The organism is Syntrophus sp. (in: bacteria), from assembly GCF_040768185.1.
In the GTDB taxonomy this organism is placed as follows: Bacteria; Desulfobacterota; Syntrophia; order Syntrophales; family Syntrophaceae; genus Syntrophus; species Syntrophus buswellii.
Window position 1 is genome coordinate 99,348 of record NZ_JAXGNC010000004.1, and the last position, 17,765, is coordinate 117,112.

The window sequence follows — 17,765 nt, forward strand, 5'->3', positions numbered from 1 at the left end:
CCAATCTCTTCACTCGTCAGCGACAAACAGCGTAATTCTACCATGACCGCAACCAATGCACTCCACAAATTGTCGGCAACAGAGAAGAGGCCTTTATCGGAAACGAATAGCGGGGATGAGCCAGACAAGGCGCTCAGCAAGCATGCAAAAGGACTCACGCGACTCGGCATGAGTCCTTTTGCGGGAATCCCGGACATCGTTTAAAGGATGGTGACGTCGGCTTCCGAAGGGAAATCAGCTTGTTCATAAGTCTCTGTAACGAGCGTCTCATTCGATTTCCTCCCTTTCTTCTCACCGGAACGCACCTGATAGTGTTTCAATTCGAACAGGTATGCCTGAGCAGAATCCGATGCCCGTTGCAATATGTAAGCAAGATACCTGTCTTTTAAGCTGTTGTTTCTTTGCTCTTTCTAACGACCGCTCTCTGGCCTTCCGGAAGAGGAGGCGGTGCAGGCTGGCCGACCAGTTTCGTCACAGCGCTGAATTTAGGGGGGCAGGCGGACAAGCAGGTTCCGCATTTAATGCACTTGTCCTGATCAATGACATGGACCTGCCCCTTGGCGCTGATAATAGCGTCTACCGGGCATTTCCGGGCGCAGGTCATACAGGCCTGGCACTTTTCCGGATCGATGTAGTACGACGGTGCTTCGCGAATGAGCCGTTCCACCTCCTCGGTGGTGAAAAGTCTGGCGTAGGCCGCCTCATCATGATCGTGCAAGGCCAGCTCCTTCATCTTTGCCAGCTTGAAGTAGGGAATCAGCCTGGCCATTTCCTCCAGTCGAGCCTTCATTTCGGCTTCGTCGATGCCTTCACTGCTTCCCAGAGGTCCCAACTCCTGAATCTCACGGCTGTACTCGTTCATGATCTGAGCGAACCGGATTCCTTCACCGGCGGAAACCCATTCGATCCTTAATCTTTTTGGGTTGATTCCGATGTGCTCCAGCAGTTTCCTGCACAGGGTCACCATGCTGTAGGCATCGTAATTTCCCTCCGGATTGTAGTGGCAGTCGTTGATGTGGCAGCCGCCGACGAACACCGCGTCCTGTCCGGTCAAAAAAGCCCGGAAGATGAATTTCAAGTCGACTCTTCCGGAGCACATCACCCGGATCAATCGTATATACGTCGGATATTGAAAGCGGGAAACACCGCACAGGTCCGCCCCGCCGTAACAGCACCAGTTGCAAATAATACCCAGCATCTTCGGTTTAAAACTTGCGTCCGCACTCATACTTTTTATACCTCCTTAAATGGATCATCCTGCTTAAATAGATTGTGGGTTGAGTTCTCTCTATGCCTCTGCCAGAGCCGCTTCAGCAGACCCCAGAACCAGTTCTTTGGAACCCGCCGCGTCGATCTGGTTCAGAAGCTCGACATCGGTATAATGCTTCAGTTGGATCGCCCCGGTCGGACACTTGGAGTTGCACAGCCCGCATCCCTTGCAGAGGACGGGGATGACCGAGGCCTTTTTGCCCTGCTTGGTCTCCTTGAACTCGACCGCGCCGTACGTGCAGGCCGGGATGCAGGCTCCGCAGGCGATGCACATCTTTTCGTTCACCGAACAGACGGAGCCAGAGGCGACAACGGTATCATTGGCCAGCAGGGTCAAGGCCCTTCCGGCGGCCCCGTAAGCCTGGGCGATCGTTTCCGAGATATGCTTGGGATAGTGTGCGATCCCGCAGAGGTAAATCCCTTCTGCGGCGAAGTCGACGGGTCGTAATTTGACATGGGCTTCCTGGCAGAAACCATCCGGACCCAGGGCTACCTTGAATTTATTAGATATTTCCTGGCTTTCCGCCGCAGGAATTGTGGCGACGGACAGGATCAGAAAATCGGCGTCCAGGGCAAGCTTCTTTTCCAAAATCGGATCGGCCGCAGTCACCCGCAGAACCGGCCTTCCCTCTTCCACAACGGCTTCCACCTGGGGTGGATTTTCCGGCTCATAGCGGACAAATTTGACGTCCTTGTTGGAAGCATCCCGGTAATAATTCTCGAAATAACGATAGGTCCTCATATCCCGGAAGAGAATGGAGATTTCCATCTGGGGATTTTTCTCTTTCAGTTTCAAGGCATTCTTGATGGCATGACTGCAGCAGATCCGGGAGCAGTAGTTTCTGTCCTCGTTCCGGCAGCCTACGCACTGGATCATCACCATGCTCTCGGCAGAAACGATCTTCTCCTCTCCCTGGGCGATCCGGCCCTCCAGCTCCAGCTGGGTCATGACCCGCTCATCCTGGCCGTAGAGGTATTCCGTGGGCTTATATTCGTCGGCGCCGATGGCAAGTACGGTGGCCCCATGTTTGATCACCGATGTTCCCCGGCCGTTCTGTACCGTGGTCGTGAAGTTCCCAACGTAACCGGTCGTCTCCGGAATGGACGCCCCCGTATAGACATGGATCATGGGATTGGAATAAACCTGCCGGATCAGATCCTTCACATAGGCCTGAACATCCAACCCTTCCAGCGTGTAGTGGAGCCGTTTCGCCATCCCTCCCAGCTCTTTCTCCTTTTCCACCAGAAAGACTTCATGCCTCTGCTTGGCGATGGACAAGGCGGCCGTCATGCCGGCAATGCCGCCGCCGACGACCATCGCCCTCTTGTCGACGGGAAGATCGAATTCCTGCAGGGGTTCCAGAAAATGGGCCCTGGCGACGGACATCCGGATGATATCCTCCGCCTTCTCCGTGGCCGCCTCCTTTTCCTTCGAGTGGACCCAAGAGCAGTGCTCGCGGATATTGGCCATGTCATAGTAATACTGGTTGATCCCTGCTTCCCGGAGGGTGTCGCGGAAGAGCGGTTCATGGGTCCGCGGAGTGCAGGCGGCGACGATCACACGGTTGAGCCCTCTTTCCTTGATGTCCTTTGCCAGCATGGCCGCGGCTTCCGTCGAACAGATGAAAAGGCTTTCTTCGGCGTGAACGACATGGGGCAGGGTCAGGGAATATTGAACCGTCTGAGGAACATTGACGATCCGGCCGATATTGGCCCCGCAATGACAGACATAGACGCCGATCCTCGGCTCCTCCTGCGAGACGTCCTTTTCCGGGGGATAGACTCTTGCCTTGGAAAGGTTTCCGCGCCGGTAAGAGAGGATTTCGCCACACATGGAACCGGCGCCGCTGGCGCCCAGTACCCCTTCGGGAATATCCATAGGACCGATGAAAGCGCCGCTGACAAAGATTCCCGGGCGCGTCGTCTCCAGGGGATTGGCGGGTCCGGTTTTGCAGAAGCCGTGATCGTTGAGTTCAATTCCGAAGGCCTGGGCAATTTTTTCTACATTGCGGGGAGGAACCAGGCCGACGGAAAGGACCACCATGTCGAATTCTTCTTCCTTGACGCCCTCGGGGGTCGTGTATCGAACCGTCACATTCTTCGTGACCGGGTCTTCCCGGACGATGGAGGCATAACTGCGGATAAAGCGGATTCCGGGAAGGTTCTCCGTTCTCTGGTAGAACCGCTCGAAATCCTTGCCGTAGGAACGGATATCGTTATGGAAGATGGTACAATGGGCCCCGTCATCATGATCCTTGGTCAGAATCACCTGTTTCTGTGTATAGGTGCAGCAGACCGCGGAGCAGTAGCTGTTGTCGCCCGGGGTGACCCGCCGGGAGCCGACACAGTGAATCCAGGCGACATTGTGGGGATGCCTCATGTCGGAGGCACGCAATATTTCCCCTTCATGGGGACCTGTGGCGCAGAGGAGCCGCTCGTATTCAAGGCCGGTGACCACATTGGCAAAATTGTCATAATGATATTCCTCCTTCGCCCGGGGATCATAGGCCTCGATGCCCGGAGACAAAATAATCGCCCCGACCCTGATTTCCACCTTCTCCGGCTTCTGACTGAAATCGATGGCCTTGGACTGGCAGACGCCGATGCAGATCTGGCATTTCCCCTCCTTTAGATAAAGACAACTGTCATCGATATAGGGAACCAGAGGGATGGCCTGAGCGAAGTAGATATGGATCGCTTTGTTCTTCGAGATCTCCTGATTGAATTTATCGGGATACACGACCGGGCAGTATTCCACGCAGGTGGTGCAGCCCGTGCATTTGCTCTCGTCAATATACCTGGGCTTCTTCACGACGGTGACGGTGAAGTCTCCCGCTTCCCCCTCCACGTTCTCCACCTCGGCATAGGTGATCATCTCGATATTGGGATGCCGCTTGCATTCAACGAATTTGGGAGATTCGATGCACATGGAGCAGTCGTTGGTGGGGAAGGTCTTGTCGAGATGGGCCATCTTCCCGCCGACGGTCGGCGATTTCTCGACAAAATAGACCTTGAATCCTGCCGTGCCGAGATCAAGGGCAGCCTGGATCCCGCTGATGCCTCCACCGACAATCATGACGTCGCCAAAATTACGGTCCGTTAAACTTTTGCACAGTTGTTCAACTTGCTCTTTTTCCATTTCTCCATACCCCTTCTTAAAAGATGTTCGTTAAATGGCCTGGTTCTGATTTCCTGAAAACGATTCCCCTTTTTCGTTTTCTCCTTTCCGGGAACGGGAAGTTTTACTGTTGCCGGTCGCGCCCATCGTCCCGTGCTTTCTGAACGAAAACGATTGTGCAAAAGGTGCTGAAGCCCACAGAAAGAGGGGGATTCAATGCGCACGGGAAGAAAAGCCGGACTCAGCAAGGCGCAAAGTACGCGCGGAACATCCGGTGACGTCACGTTTTTTCAAGGAATTAATTTCGGGGTAATGCGGTTTGGATTTGGATGACCAAACGTGGCTTTCTCCCCGTACTCCGCCGCTTTCATCACGGCAGGACGGGACGTGGCCTATTCGGCCTGCGGGAGGAAAGGAGCGGAAAAGCACATTCTAGAGAACCGTCCAAGTTCTCTAGAGGCGCTTCATATCTGCTGTATGAAAATTAAAGTTAATTTGTTCATCTTCCTGAATTTATCTTCATTTCTCTACATAGTCGAAAACCGGATCAGTCGCTGGTCCTGAACAATGGTAAGGTGGCTACTATACTATGATGAATGCGTCAAATAGAAATATGGAATAGTATAGCCCACGCATTCAAAAGAGTAATAGCACCAAGATTGAACTGCCCCCGTTTGCCTCAGGAGCTCTTATGATTTTTCCGGACAGAGGAGGCCGACCGCATCTGCCCGGCATCGCCGGCAGTGGTACATCTGCGGGAGGCCAGCACTCGAACCCGAACCATCTCGGCATCGGCAGGCGCCCCCAGACACTCAAAGGGGGTATCCTGAACGGGAATCATGGGAATGCAGTTCATCAGATCGACTCCCCATTCCGCTGCCTTCTCGGCGATCGCCGTGATGTGACCGGCATTGATTCCCGGGACAACAAAGGACGCAGCGCACCCGCCCACGCTGTGGGCTGTCCCCCGAAGCGTCGCGGCATGGTTTTTTGGACGGTTTTTTCACTTCGGGATCCCCGATGTCCGCCAGGGTGAGAACACAAAGGTCACGGCATCTATCGGTTTACCGATTTATTAAAAGCGGATTACCAATATATTTACCGATAGAATATGTCCAATAAATAAATTGAATAATAGAGAAGAAATTATTCCCTGCCGGTAGTTTGCTAGGCTTGTTTTCCGATTCTCGGCATCCGGCACACACATAAATTCAAGAAGTTGATACAACTGGCATATGTATAACAATTATTCATTGGACACATGCCGTATTGCTATATATGGAAGCGGCACGGCCACGCCGGATCAAGACACTTTTAAGGAGGCACAAGCAACCCATGTTGAAAAATCTGAAGTTCACCATCCTTTTTCTGACCTTTATCGCCCTGTTTCTGGCTCCCGCAGCCAAGGCGGCGGAGATTCCCACTCTGAAGGTGGGCTATATCTTCACGACTCACCACACCCCCTTCATGGTGGCGGCATCGAAGGGGGAGGCCTTCAAATTCATGGGCGTCTATCTGAGGCCGCTTATTGCCAAGGATAGGTATGAACTGGTGACCGACGGGAAACCGATCGCCAATTTCCAGTTGATTGTGGCGAAAAGCGGTACGGAAGCGGCCTCTCTTTTCGCGAGAAATCAGCTCGATCTGGCCATGGCTTCCGTAACCGCCATGATGTCCGGAATCGACAAGGGCACACCGATCAAGATTCTCTCCCCCCTCCAGACTGAAGGTATGGGCCTTGTAGTGCCCGGGGAATCCTCCCTCAAGGATTGGAACTCCTTTCTGGCCTACGTGAAAAAGGCGAAGAAACCCGTCAAGGTGGGCTACCATTCACCCACAAGCGCACCGAAAATCGTCCTGGAAGGCTCCCTGAAGTTCTCCGGGATCCGGGTCACGAGCGATCCCACCAACATGTCGGCGCAGGTTCTCCTCGTTGATCTGAAAGAAACGACGAATATGGTGCCCGCTCTGGCGAGCAAGCAGGTCGAGGCCATCGTCGGCCCCTCACCCTTTCCGGAAGTGGCCGTCAGCCGGGGAGTGGGAAAAATCATCGTCAATCTGCGGGATCTGCCGCCTAAGGGCTACTGGTATGACTTTCCCTGCTGCGTCACGGCGGCCAGCGAACAGACCATCGCCAAACATCCCGACATCGTGCAGAAGTTTGTGGAACTCATCGCCAAAACAAACGTCTGGTGCAATAAGCACAGGATCGAAGCAGGAACCCTGACCGCCGAGTGGATCGGCCTTCCCGGAGATACCGCCAGGACGTCACAGCTCGTTTACCTCCCGAAATTCACGAAAAACTGGATGCACAACGCCGACAAGTATCTGACCATCCTGAATTCGATGGGCAACTTTACGGGCCGTCTGAAAGGGAAAACGATTCAAGAAGTCAAACCGGTCCTTTTCGATATGCGCTTTATCGACAACGTGAAATTGTAGTCATGGAGTTTCGAACTGTACTCGTCCGGATCGGCGCTTACCTGCTGGTTCCTGTTCTTTTTCTCGTCCTGTGGGGTGTGATCGACCGTCAATTGAACAATGAGGTGATCCTTCCCGGCGTCGGACAGGTGGCCGCCCTGTTCCTCCAGCCGACGGAGAGCCTCATCGCCATGGGTTCTCTCGCCACCAATGTGGCCATCAGTCTCGTCCGGGTCCTGGCGGGCTATCTGCTTGCGGTCTGCCTTGCCATCCCCCTGGGAATCCTGATGGGCTATTACGGAACGGCCCACAGGCTCCTCAATGGCTTCCTCGCCCTGTTCCGGCCCATTCCCCCTCTTGCCTGGGTGCCGCTGGTGCTGGCGTGGTTCGGGGTGGCCAGTCTCGCCTCGATGTTCGGAGTGGAAGAAGGCACGGCCTATCTGTACCTCAACAATCTCAAGTTATCGATGGTCTTTATCATCTTCATCGGGGCCTTCTACCCGGTTTTGACCAGCGCCATCCACGGTGTGATGGGCGTGCGGAGCACCCTGCTGGATTCGGCCCGGGTGCTGGGAGCCGGCGAGTGGGACATTTTCCGGAAGATCCTGCTGCCCGCCGCCTCGCCTTCTATCGTCAACGGCATGCGGATCGGGCTGGGGGTCGCCTGGATGTGCCTCGTGTCCGCGGAGATGCTTCCGGGAAGCATCTCCGGCGTGGGCTACCTGATCACCCATGCTTACACCCTGGCCCGGACGGATATCGTCATTGCCGGGATGATCAGCATCGGCATCGTCGGGGCCGTGCTGGACCTCTTCTTCCGCCTGATTGAGGACCGGAAATTCGTCTGGACGAGATTGACCCGATGACATCCGGCCCCATTCTCCGCATCGAAGGGCTGAGCAAGACCTTCCGGACGAACAACGGCGGGGCACTGGAAGCCCTGGCGGAGGCCAGCTTCGATGTTTCCGAAAATGACTTTGTGTGCATCGTGGGACCCTCGGGGTGCGGCAAATCGACCCTGCTCCGGATGATCGCTGGCCTCGAATCGATCTCCTCCGGCCGGATCGGCTACCGGGAAAATCCGGTCCTGCGGCCGCAGAAGGAAATCGGGATGGTTTTCCAGGAATATTCCCTGCTCCCCTGGAGAACGGTGCTGGATAATGTGGCCCTGGGTCCGGAGTTCGGCGGAGCGCCCCGGGCTGAACGCGAAGCAAAGGCCATGGAGTACCTGCGCCTCGTGGGGATGGCAAATTTCTCCGGGGCCTTTCCCCATGAGCTTTCCGGGGGGATGAGGCAGCGCGTGGCCATTGTCCGGGCCCTTGCCAATGACCCGGATGTTCTGCTCATGGACGAACCCTTCGGGGCCCTTGACGCCCACACGAGAATCCTGCTGCAGAAGGAACTGCTGCGCGTCTGGGAAAATTACCGCAAGACCATCCTGTTTGTGACCCACGGCGTCGACGAGGCCATCTATCTGGCGGACCGAATTCTGGTCATGTCCGCCCGTCCCGGTAGAATCCTGGAGATTTTCGATGTGGACACGGAACGTCCGCGGGACCGGGCCCATCCGGCCTATGGACAACTGGCGGAGCGCATCCTCTCGATCCTCGAACGGGAGGCTGCTTTTTCCGCGACTGGAACGAACGGATAAAATGGAGGAAAGAAGAATGACGTTCAATGTATCGGATGTAAAACCTTTGATCAATGACGAGTTTACAGGAGAGCCGACCAAGCGGGCCCTCCAGTATATCTCGAATCAACGCGCCTCGGGCATGCCGGTGGTGGGGCTTTACTGCGGCTACGCCCCCTTGGAGGTGATCCGCGCCGTCGGGGCCGTACCGGCCATCCTCTGCGCCTTCGCCGACAAGCCTATCCCGGCGGCGGAAGAAGTGCTGCCAGCCAATCTCTGCCCCCTGATCAAGTCGAGTTACGGTTACATCATCACGGATACCTGCCCCTTTTTCGGCCTTTCCGATGCCGTCGTGGCGGAAACGACCTGTGACGGGAAGAAGAAGATGTTTGAACTGATCTCCTCCCATCGGCCCATGTTCGTCATGGACCTGCCCCAGCTCCCCGACGAAGCGGAGGCCCGATCGAACTGGGCGACGATGATTTCCAAACTCAAGGGGTTCCTGGAGAATACCTTCGGCACGTCCGGAACATCGGAAGGCATCGAGGCGGAGATTCAGGCAACCAACATCAAGAACCGCCTGATCCGGCGCGTCTATGAATATGCGGAGAAAAAGCCACCGCTATTGAGCTGGCAGGAACTCTACGAACTGTCCTACCTTGCCCAGGTGGCCACAACGGAGCACCTCCTGCCGATCTTCAAAGAAATCTTTGAAACCATTGAAGAGAGAGAGGACAAGGGCATTTATTATGGAAGCCCGTCCTCCCCCCGGGTGCTGGTCACGGGCTGCCCCGTGGGCGGCGATTCGACCAAAGTCTACCGGATCATAGAAGAGGCGGGGGGCATCGTCGTGGCCATGGACGCCTGTTCGGGAATGAAGCCTTTCCTTTCCGACATTGAAGAAAAAACCGGCGATCCTATCGGTGCCGTGGCCCAACACTATCTCGAGATCCCCTGCTCCTGCATGACCCCCAATACGCGACGCCTGACCGAGCTGGACAAGGTTATTGATCGTTTCCAGCCCGACGCCATCGTCGAGGTGGTCCTTCACGCCTGCCACTCATACAACATCGAAGCCTACAAGATCATGACCCACGTAAAAGAGAAGCACAACCTTCCCTATCTGAAAATCGTAACGGACTACTCCGAAGGGGACGTTGAACAGATCCGGACGAGGGTTGAGGCTCTGCTGGAGAGCATTTGATCAATGCAGCCCGGATGTAAGGGAATATCGTGAAGCGGAAAGGAAAACCAAAGTCATGCAGGCAGCAATGGCAGCAGTCCCGCCTCTGATTGAGAATGCGCAGATTGCGGACCCCGTTCGCCGCTTCCTTGAATATGTCTTGAACAAAAGGGAGCAGGGAAACCCCGTCGTCGGCGTCTATTGCGGCTATGCCCCGGTTGAGCTGATCCGGGCGATGGGCGCCGTTCCCGTATCCCTCTGCTCCGCTTCACAGTGGACGATTCCCGCCGCGGAGGCGATCCTGCCCGCGAATCTCTGCCCGATGATCAAATCCAGCTTCGGATTCATCCGGACCAACGCCTGCTTCTTCTATGCGGCCTCTGATGCCGTCATCGGCGAAACCACGTGTGACGGCAAGAAGAAGATGTTCGAGTTGATCGCCCATCTCAAACCGACATTCATCATGGATCTCCCGCAACTTCCCGATGACACGGAGGTATTGGACCGCTGGAGAAAAAGTGTCCTCAAGCTTCAGGGCTTTCTGGAAAAGACCCTTCAGACGTCCCTTTCCGCGGATCGGCTGGAGGCGGAGATCCGGGAAACCAATCGCAAGAACCGCCTCATGGACCGCTTTTTCGCCTATCTGGCCTGTCGCCCGATCCCGGTCTCCTGGCGTGAGATCTACGATGTCATCACCCTTGAACATGTGGCGAACGGTGATGAATTTCAGGACCTGATCGAAAAGATCTCCTCCAGTATTGATCAGCGGATTGCCCTGGGGCAATGTTTCGGTACGTTTTCCTCCCCTCGGATTCTGGTCAGCGGCTGTCCCGTCGGGGGGGACGCGTGCAAGGTTCTTCAGATCATCGAGGAAGCCGGCGGTGTGGTCGTGGCGATGGAAGCGTGCAGCGGAATGAAAAACTACTTTGTCCGGATCACCGAGGAAAGCGGCGACCCTCTGAGGGCCGTGGCGGAAAGCACCTTGAGCATTCCCTGCTCCTGCATGACTCCGAATCGACGCCGCCTGGACCTGCTGGACAAAATGATCGCCCGGTTTTCACCGGATGCCGTCATCGATGTCGTCCTGCACGCCTGCCATGCCTATAATGTGGAGTCCCACAAGATTCGCAAGCATGTCCAGAAGAAGCACGGTTTGCCCTGTTTGAAGATCGAAACGGACTACTCCAAAGGCGACATCGAACAGATCCGGACGAGGGTGGAGGCCCTGTTCGAGAACCTGGAACTCAAAAAATAAATATTGGGAGGCATATCATGGCGGATTATACAAAAATGTGGTCGGAACTCGGCCTTGACCTGGAAGGTCACAACGCGCTGCTGTCCATCCTGGGCAGCGCCTATGGAGACATCTTTCTTTCCCAGAAAAACCGCCCCGAGGGAATGAAGTATTTCGACTTCGTCATGAGCGAAGTTCACGGACTGCGCATCCAGGAGCTCATGGAGGCAAAGGCACAGAGAAGGATCGTCGTCGGCTCGTACTGCGTATTCGTCCCGGAAGAACTGATCCTGGCCGTGGACGGGGTGTCCGTGGGACTGTGCGCCGGGGCCGAATTCAATTTCGAGGGCGCCGAAGAGGTCCTGCCGCGAAATACCTGCGCGCTCATCAAGTCCGCCTTCGGGTTCAAGCTCGGGAAAGTGTGCCCCTACCTGGAAGCCAGCGATGTGGTCGTGGGAGAGAACACCTGCGACGGCAAGAAAAAATCCTATGAGATTCTGGCCCCGATGGTCAAGGATCTCTATGTCATGGATCTCCCCCAGATGAAGACCGACATGGGCCGGACGTTCCTGAAGGAGGAATACCGCAGGTTCATGGCGAAGTTGGAACGTGTCAGTGGAAAGAAGATCACCCCCGAATCGCTCAAGATGGGAATTGAAATCGTCAATGCGAAACGGGCTGCCGTAAAAAGGCTGGCCGCGATCCGGGCGGCCGACCCGGCGCCGATCTCCGGCCTGGACGCCCTCCTGGTCAACCAGGTGTTTTTCTATGACGACCCGGTTCGCTTTACTCATTCGGTCAACCAGCTCTGCGACGAACTGGAGGAGCGTGTTAAAAACGGAATCGGCGTCTCTGCGCCGGAGACAACGCGAGTCCTCGTTTCCGGGTGCCCCATGGCCGTTCCCAATTGGAAACTCCCCATGCTGATCGAATCAAGCAATGCGGTCATCGTCGGCGAGGAATCCTGCGTGGGCGAGCGGGGTGTCCGCTGGCTGACGGAATCCAAGGACGGCACGGTGGAGGATCTCTTGGACGCCATCACGGCGCGCTATTTCAGCATCGACTGCGCCGTCTTCACGCCGAATCCCTCACGGGTCGAATACGTGAAGGAGATGGCAAAAAAGCTCAATGCCCAGGGCGTCATTCACTACAGCCTCCAATTCTGCCAGCCCTACATCGTCGAAAGCGGCCCCGTCGAGAAGGAACTGGAACATGCGAGCATCCCGACGCTGCGCCTGGAAACCGACTACAGCCAGGAAGACGCGGGACAGCTCAAGACGCGGATCGAGGCCTTTATCGAACGGCTGGAGAAAAAATGAGAATCGCCGGCATTGACATCGGATCACGAACCGTCAAGCTGGCCGTCCTTGAAGACGGCCGGCTGATCCTCTCCAGGAAGACGATGACCTCTTACAACCCCCTGGCAACGGCCCAGGAACTGATGGGCGATGCCGTATTCGATGTCATCACCGCCACCGGATACGGCCGCCATCTGATTAAAGGACATCTCGACTGCCCGGTAATCAGCGAAATCACGGCATTCGCCCGGGGGGCGCGCTTCTTCTCAAGCGATTGCCGGTCCATCCTGGATATCGGCGGACAGGACACGAAGGCCATTTCCCTGGACCAAGAGGGGAATTTGAGAAAGTTTGAAATGAACGACAAGTGTGCCGCAGGCACAGGGCGTTTTCTGGAGGTCATGGCAACGGCGCTGGGGTTCACCATTGAAGAATTCTCCAAGGCGGGCCTTTCGGCAGGAAAGGCGGTCAAGATCAACAGCACGTGCACGGTCTTTGCCGAATCCGAGGTTGTTTCACTGACCGCACAGGGTGCGGCGCGCGATGAAGTGGCCCTGGGCATTCACAAGGCCATTGTGAGTCGCTCAATAGGCCTCTTGAAGAAAGTCGCAGTCCCGGGAGAAATATTTTTCGCCGGTGGCGTCGCGTACAACGATTGCGTGCGGGTCCTTCTCGAAAAAGAGATGGGGCAGCCCGTTTTTGTTCCCTCAGACCCGCAGATCGTAGGGGCCGTCGGGGCCGCGCTGAGTTCATTATGATTCCAGTTCCAGATCCACAGTACGTTGTCTTCCTGTTCCCCTCCGTCAGTTACGTCCTGAAGGCGGAGAAAATCCTCAAAGATCGGGAAATCGACCACAAACTGATTCCCGTTCCCCGGCATGTCAGTTCGGACTGCGGAGTCTGTGTGCGGGTTGATGCGGATCAGAAGGAGAGGGTCATAGGAGTTCTCCAGGGAACAACAGACTGGGAAAGCATCGTACCGCTGTAATCCGGATGCGATGTTTCCGCAGCAGAGCAGGTGGCGTGCTTCCAGGCATTTTGAGCCTGGCCAGCAGGCCGGACTGGAACCACTCCTGAAATCGGGGAAAGAACAATTTATTCTTTTTCGTCGCTGATAATGGAGTTAAGGTCCGACAGCACACGCTCCAGGTCAAAACCGAATCGCTCCGCCGCCTCCCCTACGGACAGGAACAAGCCCTGGCAACAGACGCAGCTCCCCGTTTCTTCCTCAAGACTCTTTAATATTTTTTCGGTTTCTCGATGCTGACTGACAACATCGAGAACCGTCATTTCCGGTGTGACGACCAGGGTTTTGTCATCCATGATCATCCCCGCTCCCGTCTCAGTCTGTTTAACATTTCTTTTCCCGGCACATCCCGGAGAACCAGGAACATTAATCCTTTCTAAGGGTTATGTTAAAAGCACCCTCTGCCTCACTGATATCCGCTATCTTCCATCCTTTGCTTTTTGCCGCCCGGGAAACATTCTCCTTGGACGCCTCATTGTCCACCAGGACCAGAAGCTCATCGGCACTGCCTTCCTTCATTTCATCCAGGGTCATCAAAACCGGTTGCGGGCAGGACAGTCCGCGCGCATCCACCGTCTTAGCCATATCCTTTCCTCCTATCTCTATCTATGCGATTCTATTTCTCATGGTGAAGCCGATGAACAGGCACACAAGAAGGCCGATCATGACCGCCGGAATTCCATAGGGACCGACACCCGCCGGAGAACTGGCCAGACCGAAGTTATGACTGATGCCGGCCCCGACAATCATGCCCATAACAAACACGGCGGCATCGCCATCCCCCTCGCCGGCCAGGAAGAGCTGGCGGCCGGGACAGCCGCCGGCAAGACAGTACGCCAGGCCCGAAAGGGTCATACCGGCAAAATTCCACAGGTGCATGGTGTGGGCTACGGGCTGTCCAGCAAAACCAGGTTTGAACTGTCCCAGAATAACATTGACCGCCAGGGCGGTGAGGATCAGGGCCAGGAAACCTGACAGCAGGTGCATGGACCGGAAGAGGACAAAATCACGGATGGCGCCCATGGTGCAGAAGCGGCTTCGCTGGGCCAGAAACCCGATCAGGAGGCCGACCCCGAGAGAAATTGCCAGGGGTGCATGAAGGGAACCCGGCCCTTTCATGCTGTAAAAAAGGATCTCGTTTTTATCCTTGCCGGGAATCTGGGGGAAAAGAAGAATGAGAGCCAGGAGCCCAACCATGAAGAGGGGAAGCATCCAGCCCGCGGTGTGATGGGTTGGTTGGGTCCGCCCAAGGCTATATCCTCCCTTGAGGAAAAGCGTCCCGATCCAGACGCCGAAAATGAGACCCACAAGACCGACTATGGCGGTACCGTCGCCGCCGGCGAGCCGTAGGGCAGCGCGCCATGGGCAGCCGAGGAAGACCAGGGCGCCGATCATGGCAAAGATCCCCAGAAAAAGCGGACAATGGGCGCCGAACCGAGGCGGGGTTTAAATTCCTGAAGAGATAAGCGGCAATCATCGACCCCAAGACGAAACCGATAATTTCCGGGCGAATGTACTGTACAACCGCCGCCCGGTGAAATCCGAGCGCACCGGCAATGTCCCGCTCAAAACAGGCCACGCAGATCCCCATGTTGGGAGGATTTCCCAGGTACTGCAACAGTGGAGCCAATATTCCGATAAGGATCCCGACGCCGATAAGTCCCCAAGATTCCGCAAAGATGTTTTTTATTCCCTTCATTTTCTTTCTCCTTCCACTGAGCTCCGTGCTGCGGTCTGATGATCACGAAGATGTTCTTTGAATGTGGTAGGCTATATGAAACTGAAAGGAATACGTCAAATCACTTTATTGAATAATTGGCAGCAAGATATAACCGTCAGGAATGGATCGGCAAAAAAGGTTTGGATGCGGTTTCAGAAATGCCCCGATCTTCGGCTGCGATATCCCCGTTCCCGATCCTCATGGCCTGAGAAGCCGAAAACTCTGGCTGACGGTTTCGAATGTCTGGACATCCTTATCGAAGTAATGCCTGGCAGCAGCCCTGTACCAGATTCCATAGATCCATTCGCCGGACATGATCTCGTAGTGGATGCACTTGAAACGCAACTGCCCTTCCTTGGTCTTGAACTCGTAAACAATCTTGGAACCCGGGATGCCGGAGAGAGTCGCCGGAGAGCTTTCCAGAAGCTTGAAGTTTGTGATCAGAGGATCGGACTTGATGTTGTCTATTGCGACATCGGCCATTTCCTGGGGCAGCATGTTCCGGCTGTACTTTTTCCTGGTGTTCTTCAACTCCTGGTCAACATTGAAGCGCCCGACGCGTATGGTCTGCAGGAGAACCCCATCGCGGGTGACAAGAAGTCCCGTCACCGTGTTGGATTTCATCCAGCCTTCCGGCAGCGTCACCGAATAATTCTCCGGTTCGGCCCGGTAATCACCGCCCACTTTGACCCATGGGGCACAGGCCGTAAGAACCAAGAGGATCAGGACAAGCCAGCATTTCTTCATCGTATCACCTCACTCGCATTGTTTGAGATATTCCAGGACATAGGCTCTATCCTGCGCCTGAGGGGCCAGGATCAGGTATTGCTGAAGATGTTCTTTTGCCTGCGGCCTCTCTCCCTTTTTCAAATGAAGCAACCCCAGGGCTTTGTGGGAATTAGCGTATGACGGGTCTTGGCCGATGGATTTGCGATAGAAATCCATCGCCTTGTCCAGGTCGCCTTGCTCGTTCCTCTGTCTGCATACCTCGCCGAGAAGAAAGTGGGCGTGGGCATCATCGGGTTTTTGGGAGAGATACCGCTCCGCTTCCCGTTGAGCAATGTTATAATTTCCGGCACTGATGTTCTGATCGGCATCAATGAGCCAAAGGGTTGAGGTTTTCCGAGAGAAGATCGCTTCGTTTTTCATTCCGCCCTTGCCGGGGTGGAGGGTCTGCAGTTTTTCATAATTCTCGATCCGTTCCTGGAGCCGGGGATGGCTTCCAAAAAAGAAGGGCTCGTCAATCTTGCGCTCCTCCACATCCTCTTTCAGCCGCAGGAAAAGTTTCCCTGTCTCCGCCGGATCGTATTGCGCCGCCACAACGAGCCCAAAGCCCTCCGTATCCGCCTCCGTTTCCAGTTCTCTGCTGTACCCCTGAACAGCTGCGAGGGTTCCCACCTGCCCCAATAAACTGGCGAGGCTTCCCACTCCCCCGGCTGCAAGGGTCAGGACGTTGAATGTGGCCATGAAGGCCGCCTTGTTTTTCAAATCCCTCATTTGCTGCAACGCATGCCGGTGGGTGACATGGGTCATCTCATGAGCCAGCAACGTTGCCAGTTCCGCCTCGTTTTCCATCCGGGCGATCATCCCCGAGTGGACATAAATCACGCCGTTCGGGTATGCAAAGGCATTGAGGAGCGGATTCTTCAGGACGACAATCCGGAAGGCAATCTGTTGATGGACTTCCGCGGGGTGCAGCCTCCTTGCCACTTCATTGACGTAGGAGACCAGTTCCTCGTTCCTGTATAACAGGTCACTCCGTTCCAACTTTTTCTGTTCTTCTTCCGACCGGTTCCAGAGACGCCGCTCGTCGCCCTCCATCTGGAAGGACGAGGACGAACCGCCTCGAACAGGCAGAACAGACGTCGTTTCACACCCGGCAAGAAGGGTAAGAGCGGTCAATAACAACATGAAAAGGGGCAGGGTTTTTTTCATTCAGCGGCCTGCGGGAAAATCAGCCAATAGGGCGGTTACGAGAGCTTTGACATCCTCCGGCTTTCTCAAGTCATATTGAGGCCCGCTTTGTACATTGAACCAGAGGATGTCCCCGGAGGAATCCACGACGGCAAGGCTGACGAACGCTGCACCTCCACGCGGGACAACGGCGACGCCGGCCAGGGCGCCAAGGACAATGCCGGTCGCCATCAAGGCCTGTCGTCCCGCCGTGGAAATTTTATCCTGGGCATAAACAAAAATCAGGGCGTCAGCGTTGACCTTGGCGAGGAAGTCCTGGATGGGGCCCAGGGTGTAATCAAAATGACTCACCTTCTCCGGAAACAGGTTGGGCTGCGTATACGTATGAAGGAGGATGCTGGTGCTGACGGCACGATAGAGAGCCTGGATGTCTTCCAGTTCCTCTTCGAGCTCCTTGGAAACAACGACCGGCTCCACGGTTCGCTGCTTCTGTGCGAGACAGCCTATGCATGAACCCTGAACATGCCTTCCCGCTTCGGCGCTCCATTCATCCTGGAGTTCCTGGATTCCCCCTGCATCCAATACATAAACTTTTGCGTCCACGGGCAGAAGGCCGGGCTTTGAAACCGCCGCGATTCTCGTGTCGAATTGTGGATGTGTCCGGAATGTTTTCGTCGGCGCACAAGCCTGGCAGAGAAGAAGCGAAAACATTACGACCCACACCGCTTTCGTCCAAGATTCCCTTTTCATGGCATCCTCCTCCGCTCGTCGGAATCTTTCCGCTGTCTCCATCATGATACGTTCTGGTAGGGATTGGCTTATCCCCGCTTTTTTAACATATTCCGCCCGATCCAAGAGATTGTCAATTAAAATAATCCATAGGATTATCAATGTGTTGGCTAATCTTTTAGCGGTTGGAAGGAGAAAAAAGGGCGGGGCCGTTGCCGGCCC

General features: G+C 55.4%; 16 protein-coding genes and 1 pseudogene. 8 read left to right on the plus strand and 9 right to left on the minus strand.

Annotation, left to right across the window (positions count from 1 at the left end):
* Positions 1–385: 385 nt before the first annotated feature.
* The 3 genes from AB3175_RS06025 to AB3175_RS06035 all read right to left on the minus strand — a co-directional run bounded on the left by AB3175_RS06025 (position 386) and on the right by AB3175_RS06035 (position 5,339).
* Positions 386–1,228 (minus strand): hydrogenase iron-sulfur subunit, encoded by an 843-nt coding sequence (locus AB3175_RS06025; protein ID WP_367360042.1) that lies wholly within the window; start codon positions 1,226–1,228, stop codon positions 386–388.
* Positions 1,229–1,288: 60 nt separating this feature from the next.
* A complete protein-coding gene (locus AB3175_RS06030) occupies positions 1,289–4,408 on the minus strand; it encodes an FAD-dependent oxidoreductase (protein ID WP_367360043.1) in 3,120 nt (1,039 codons plus the stop codon).
* A gap of 658 nt (positions 4,409–5,066) precedes the next feature.
* A complete protein-coding gene (locus tag AB3175_RS06035; protein ID WP_367360044.1) occupies positions 5,067–5,339 on the minus strand; it encodes a hypothetical protein in 273 nt (90 codons plus the stop codon).
* A gap of 383 nt (positions 5,340–5,722) precedes the next feature.
* On the opposite strand from AB3175_RS06035, the gene AB3175_RS06040 reads away from it, so the two are divergent.
* From AB3175_RS06040 to AB3175_RS06075, 8 genes are read left to right on the plus strand one after another with little or no spacing between them, the layout of a single operon-like run.
* Positions 5,723–6,829 (plus strand): ABC transporter substrate-binding protein, encoded by a 1,107-nt coding sequence (locus AB3175_RS06040; RefSeq protein ID WP_367360045.1) that lies wholly within the window; start codon positions 5,723–5,725, stop codon positions 6,827–6,829.
* A gap of 2 nt (positions 6,830–6,831) precedes the next feature.
* Complete coding sequence (locus tag AB3175_RS06045) at positions 6,832–7,674, plus strand: ABC transporter permease (protein WP_367360046.1); 843 nt, start codon at positions 6,832–6,834, stop codon at positions 7,672–7,674.
* On the plus strand, positions 7,671–8,459 hold the full coding sequence (locus AB3175_RS06050; RefSeq protein WP_367360047.1) for an ABC transporter ATP-binding protein: 789 nt from the start codon (positions 7,671–7,673) through the stop codon (positions 8,457–8,459). Before AB3175_RS06045 ends, AB3175_RS06050 begins: the two co-directional genes overlap by 4 nt.
* Positions 8,460–8,475: 16 nt before the next feature.
* Complete coding sequence (locus AB3175_RS06055; RefSeq protein WP_367360048.1) at positions 8,476–9,642, plus strand: double-cubane-cluster-containing anaerobic reductase; 1,167 nt, start codon at positions 8,476–8,478, stop codon at positions 9,640–9,642.
* A 55-nt stretch (positions 9,643–9,697) separates the two neighbouring features.
* Entirely contained in the window at positions 9,698–10,876 is a 1,179-nt protein-coding gene (locus tag AB3175_RS06060; RefSeq protein WP_367360049.1) for a double-cubane-cluster-containing anaerobic reductase, read from the plus strand.
* 17 nt (positions 10,877–10,893) lie between these two features.
* A complete protein-coding gene (locus AB3175_RS06065; protein ID WP_367360050.1) occupies positions 10,894–12,174 on the plus strand; it encodes a double-cubane-cluster-containing anaerobic reductase in 1,281 nt (426 codons plus the stop codon).
* Positions 12,171–12,911, plus strand: a complete 741-nt coding sequence (locus AB3175_RS06070; RefSeq protein WP_367360051.1) for an acyl-CoA dehydratase activase — start codon at positions 12,171–12,173, stop codon at positions 12,909–12,911. The genes AB3175_RS06065 and AB3175_RS06070 overlap by 4 nt, the downstream gene beginning before the upstream one ends.
* Positions 12,908–13,141, plus strand: coding sequence for a DUF3343 domain-containing protein (locus AB3175_RS06075; RefSeq protein WP_367360052.1), 234 nt, complete (start codon positions 12,908–12,910; stop codon positions 13,139–13,141). Before AB3175_RS06070 ends, AB3175_RS06075 begins: the two co-directional genes overlap by 4 nt.
* A gap of 107 nt (positions 13,142–13,248) precedes the next feature.
* Here AB3175_RS06075 and AB3175_RS06080 read toward each other — a convergent pair whose 3' ends face one another.
* From AB3175_RS06080 to AB3175_RS06105, 6 genes and pseudogenes are all read right to left on the minus strand, one after another.
* Entirely contained in the window at positions 13,249–13,476 is a 228-nt protein-coding gene (locus AB3175_RS06080) for a hypothetical protein (RefSeq protein WP_367360053.1), read from the minus strand.
* A 70-nt stretch (positions 13,477–13,546) separates the two neighbouring features.
* The gene (locus AB3175_RS06085; protein WP_367360054.1) at positions 13,547–13,765 is read right to left on the minus strand and encodes a sulfurtransferase TusA family protein; all 219 of its coding nucleotides are present in this window, start codon (positions 13,763–13,765) and stop codon (positions 13,547–13,549) included.
* A gap of 21 nt (positions 13,766–13,786) precedes the next feature.
* A pseudogene (gene yedE, locus AB3175_RS06090) lies at positions 13,787–14,879 on the minus strand (YedE family putative selenium transporter).
* A 219-nt stretch (positions 14,880–15,098) separates the two neighbouring features.
* Positions 15,099–15,647: a hypothetical protein gene (locus AB3175_RS06095; protein WP_367360055.1), complete on the minus strand. Its 549-nt coding sequence runs from the start codon at positions 15,645–15,647 to the stop codon at positions 15,099–15,101.
* 9 nt (positions 15,648–15,656) lie between these two features.
* On the minus strand, positions 15,657–16,835 hold the full coding sequence (locus AB3175_RS06100; RefSeq protein ID WP_367360056.1) for a M48 family metalloprotease: 1,179 nt from the start codon (positions 16,833–16,835) through the stop codon (positions 15,657–15,659).
* Positions 16,836–17,564 (minus strand): hypothetical protein, encoded by a 729-nt coding sequence (locus AB3175_RS06105; RefSeq protein WP_367360057.1) that lies wholly within the window; start codon positions 17,562–17,564, stop codon positions 16,836–16,838.
* Positions 17,565–17,765 lie beyond the last annotated feature (201 nt).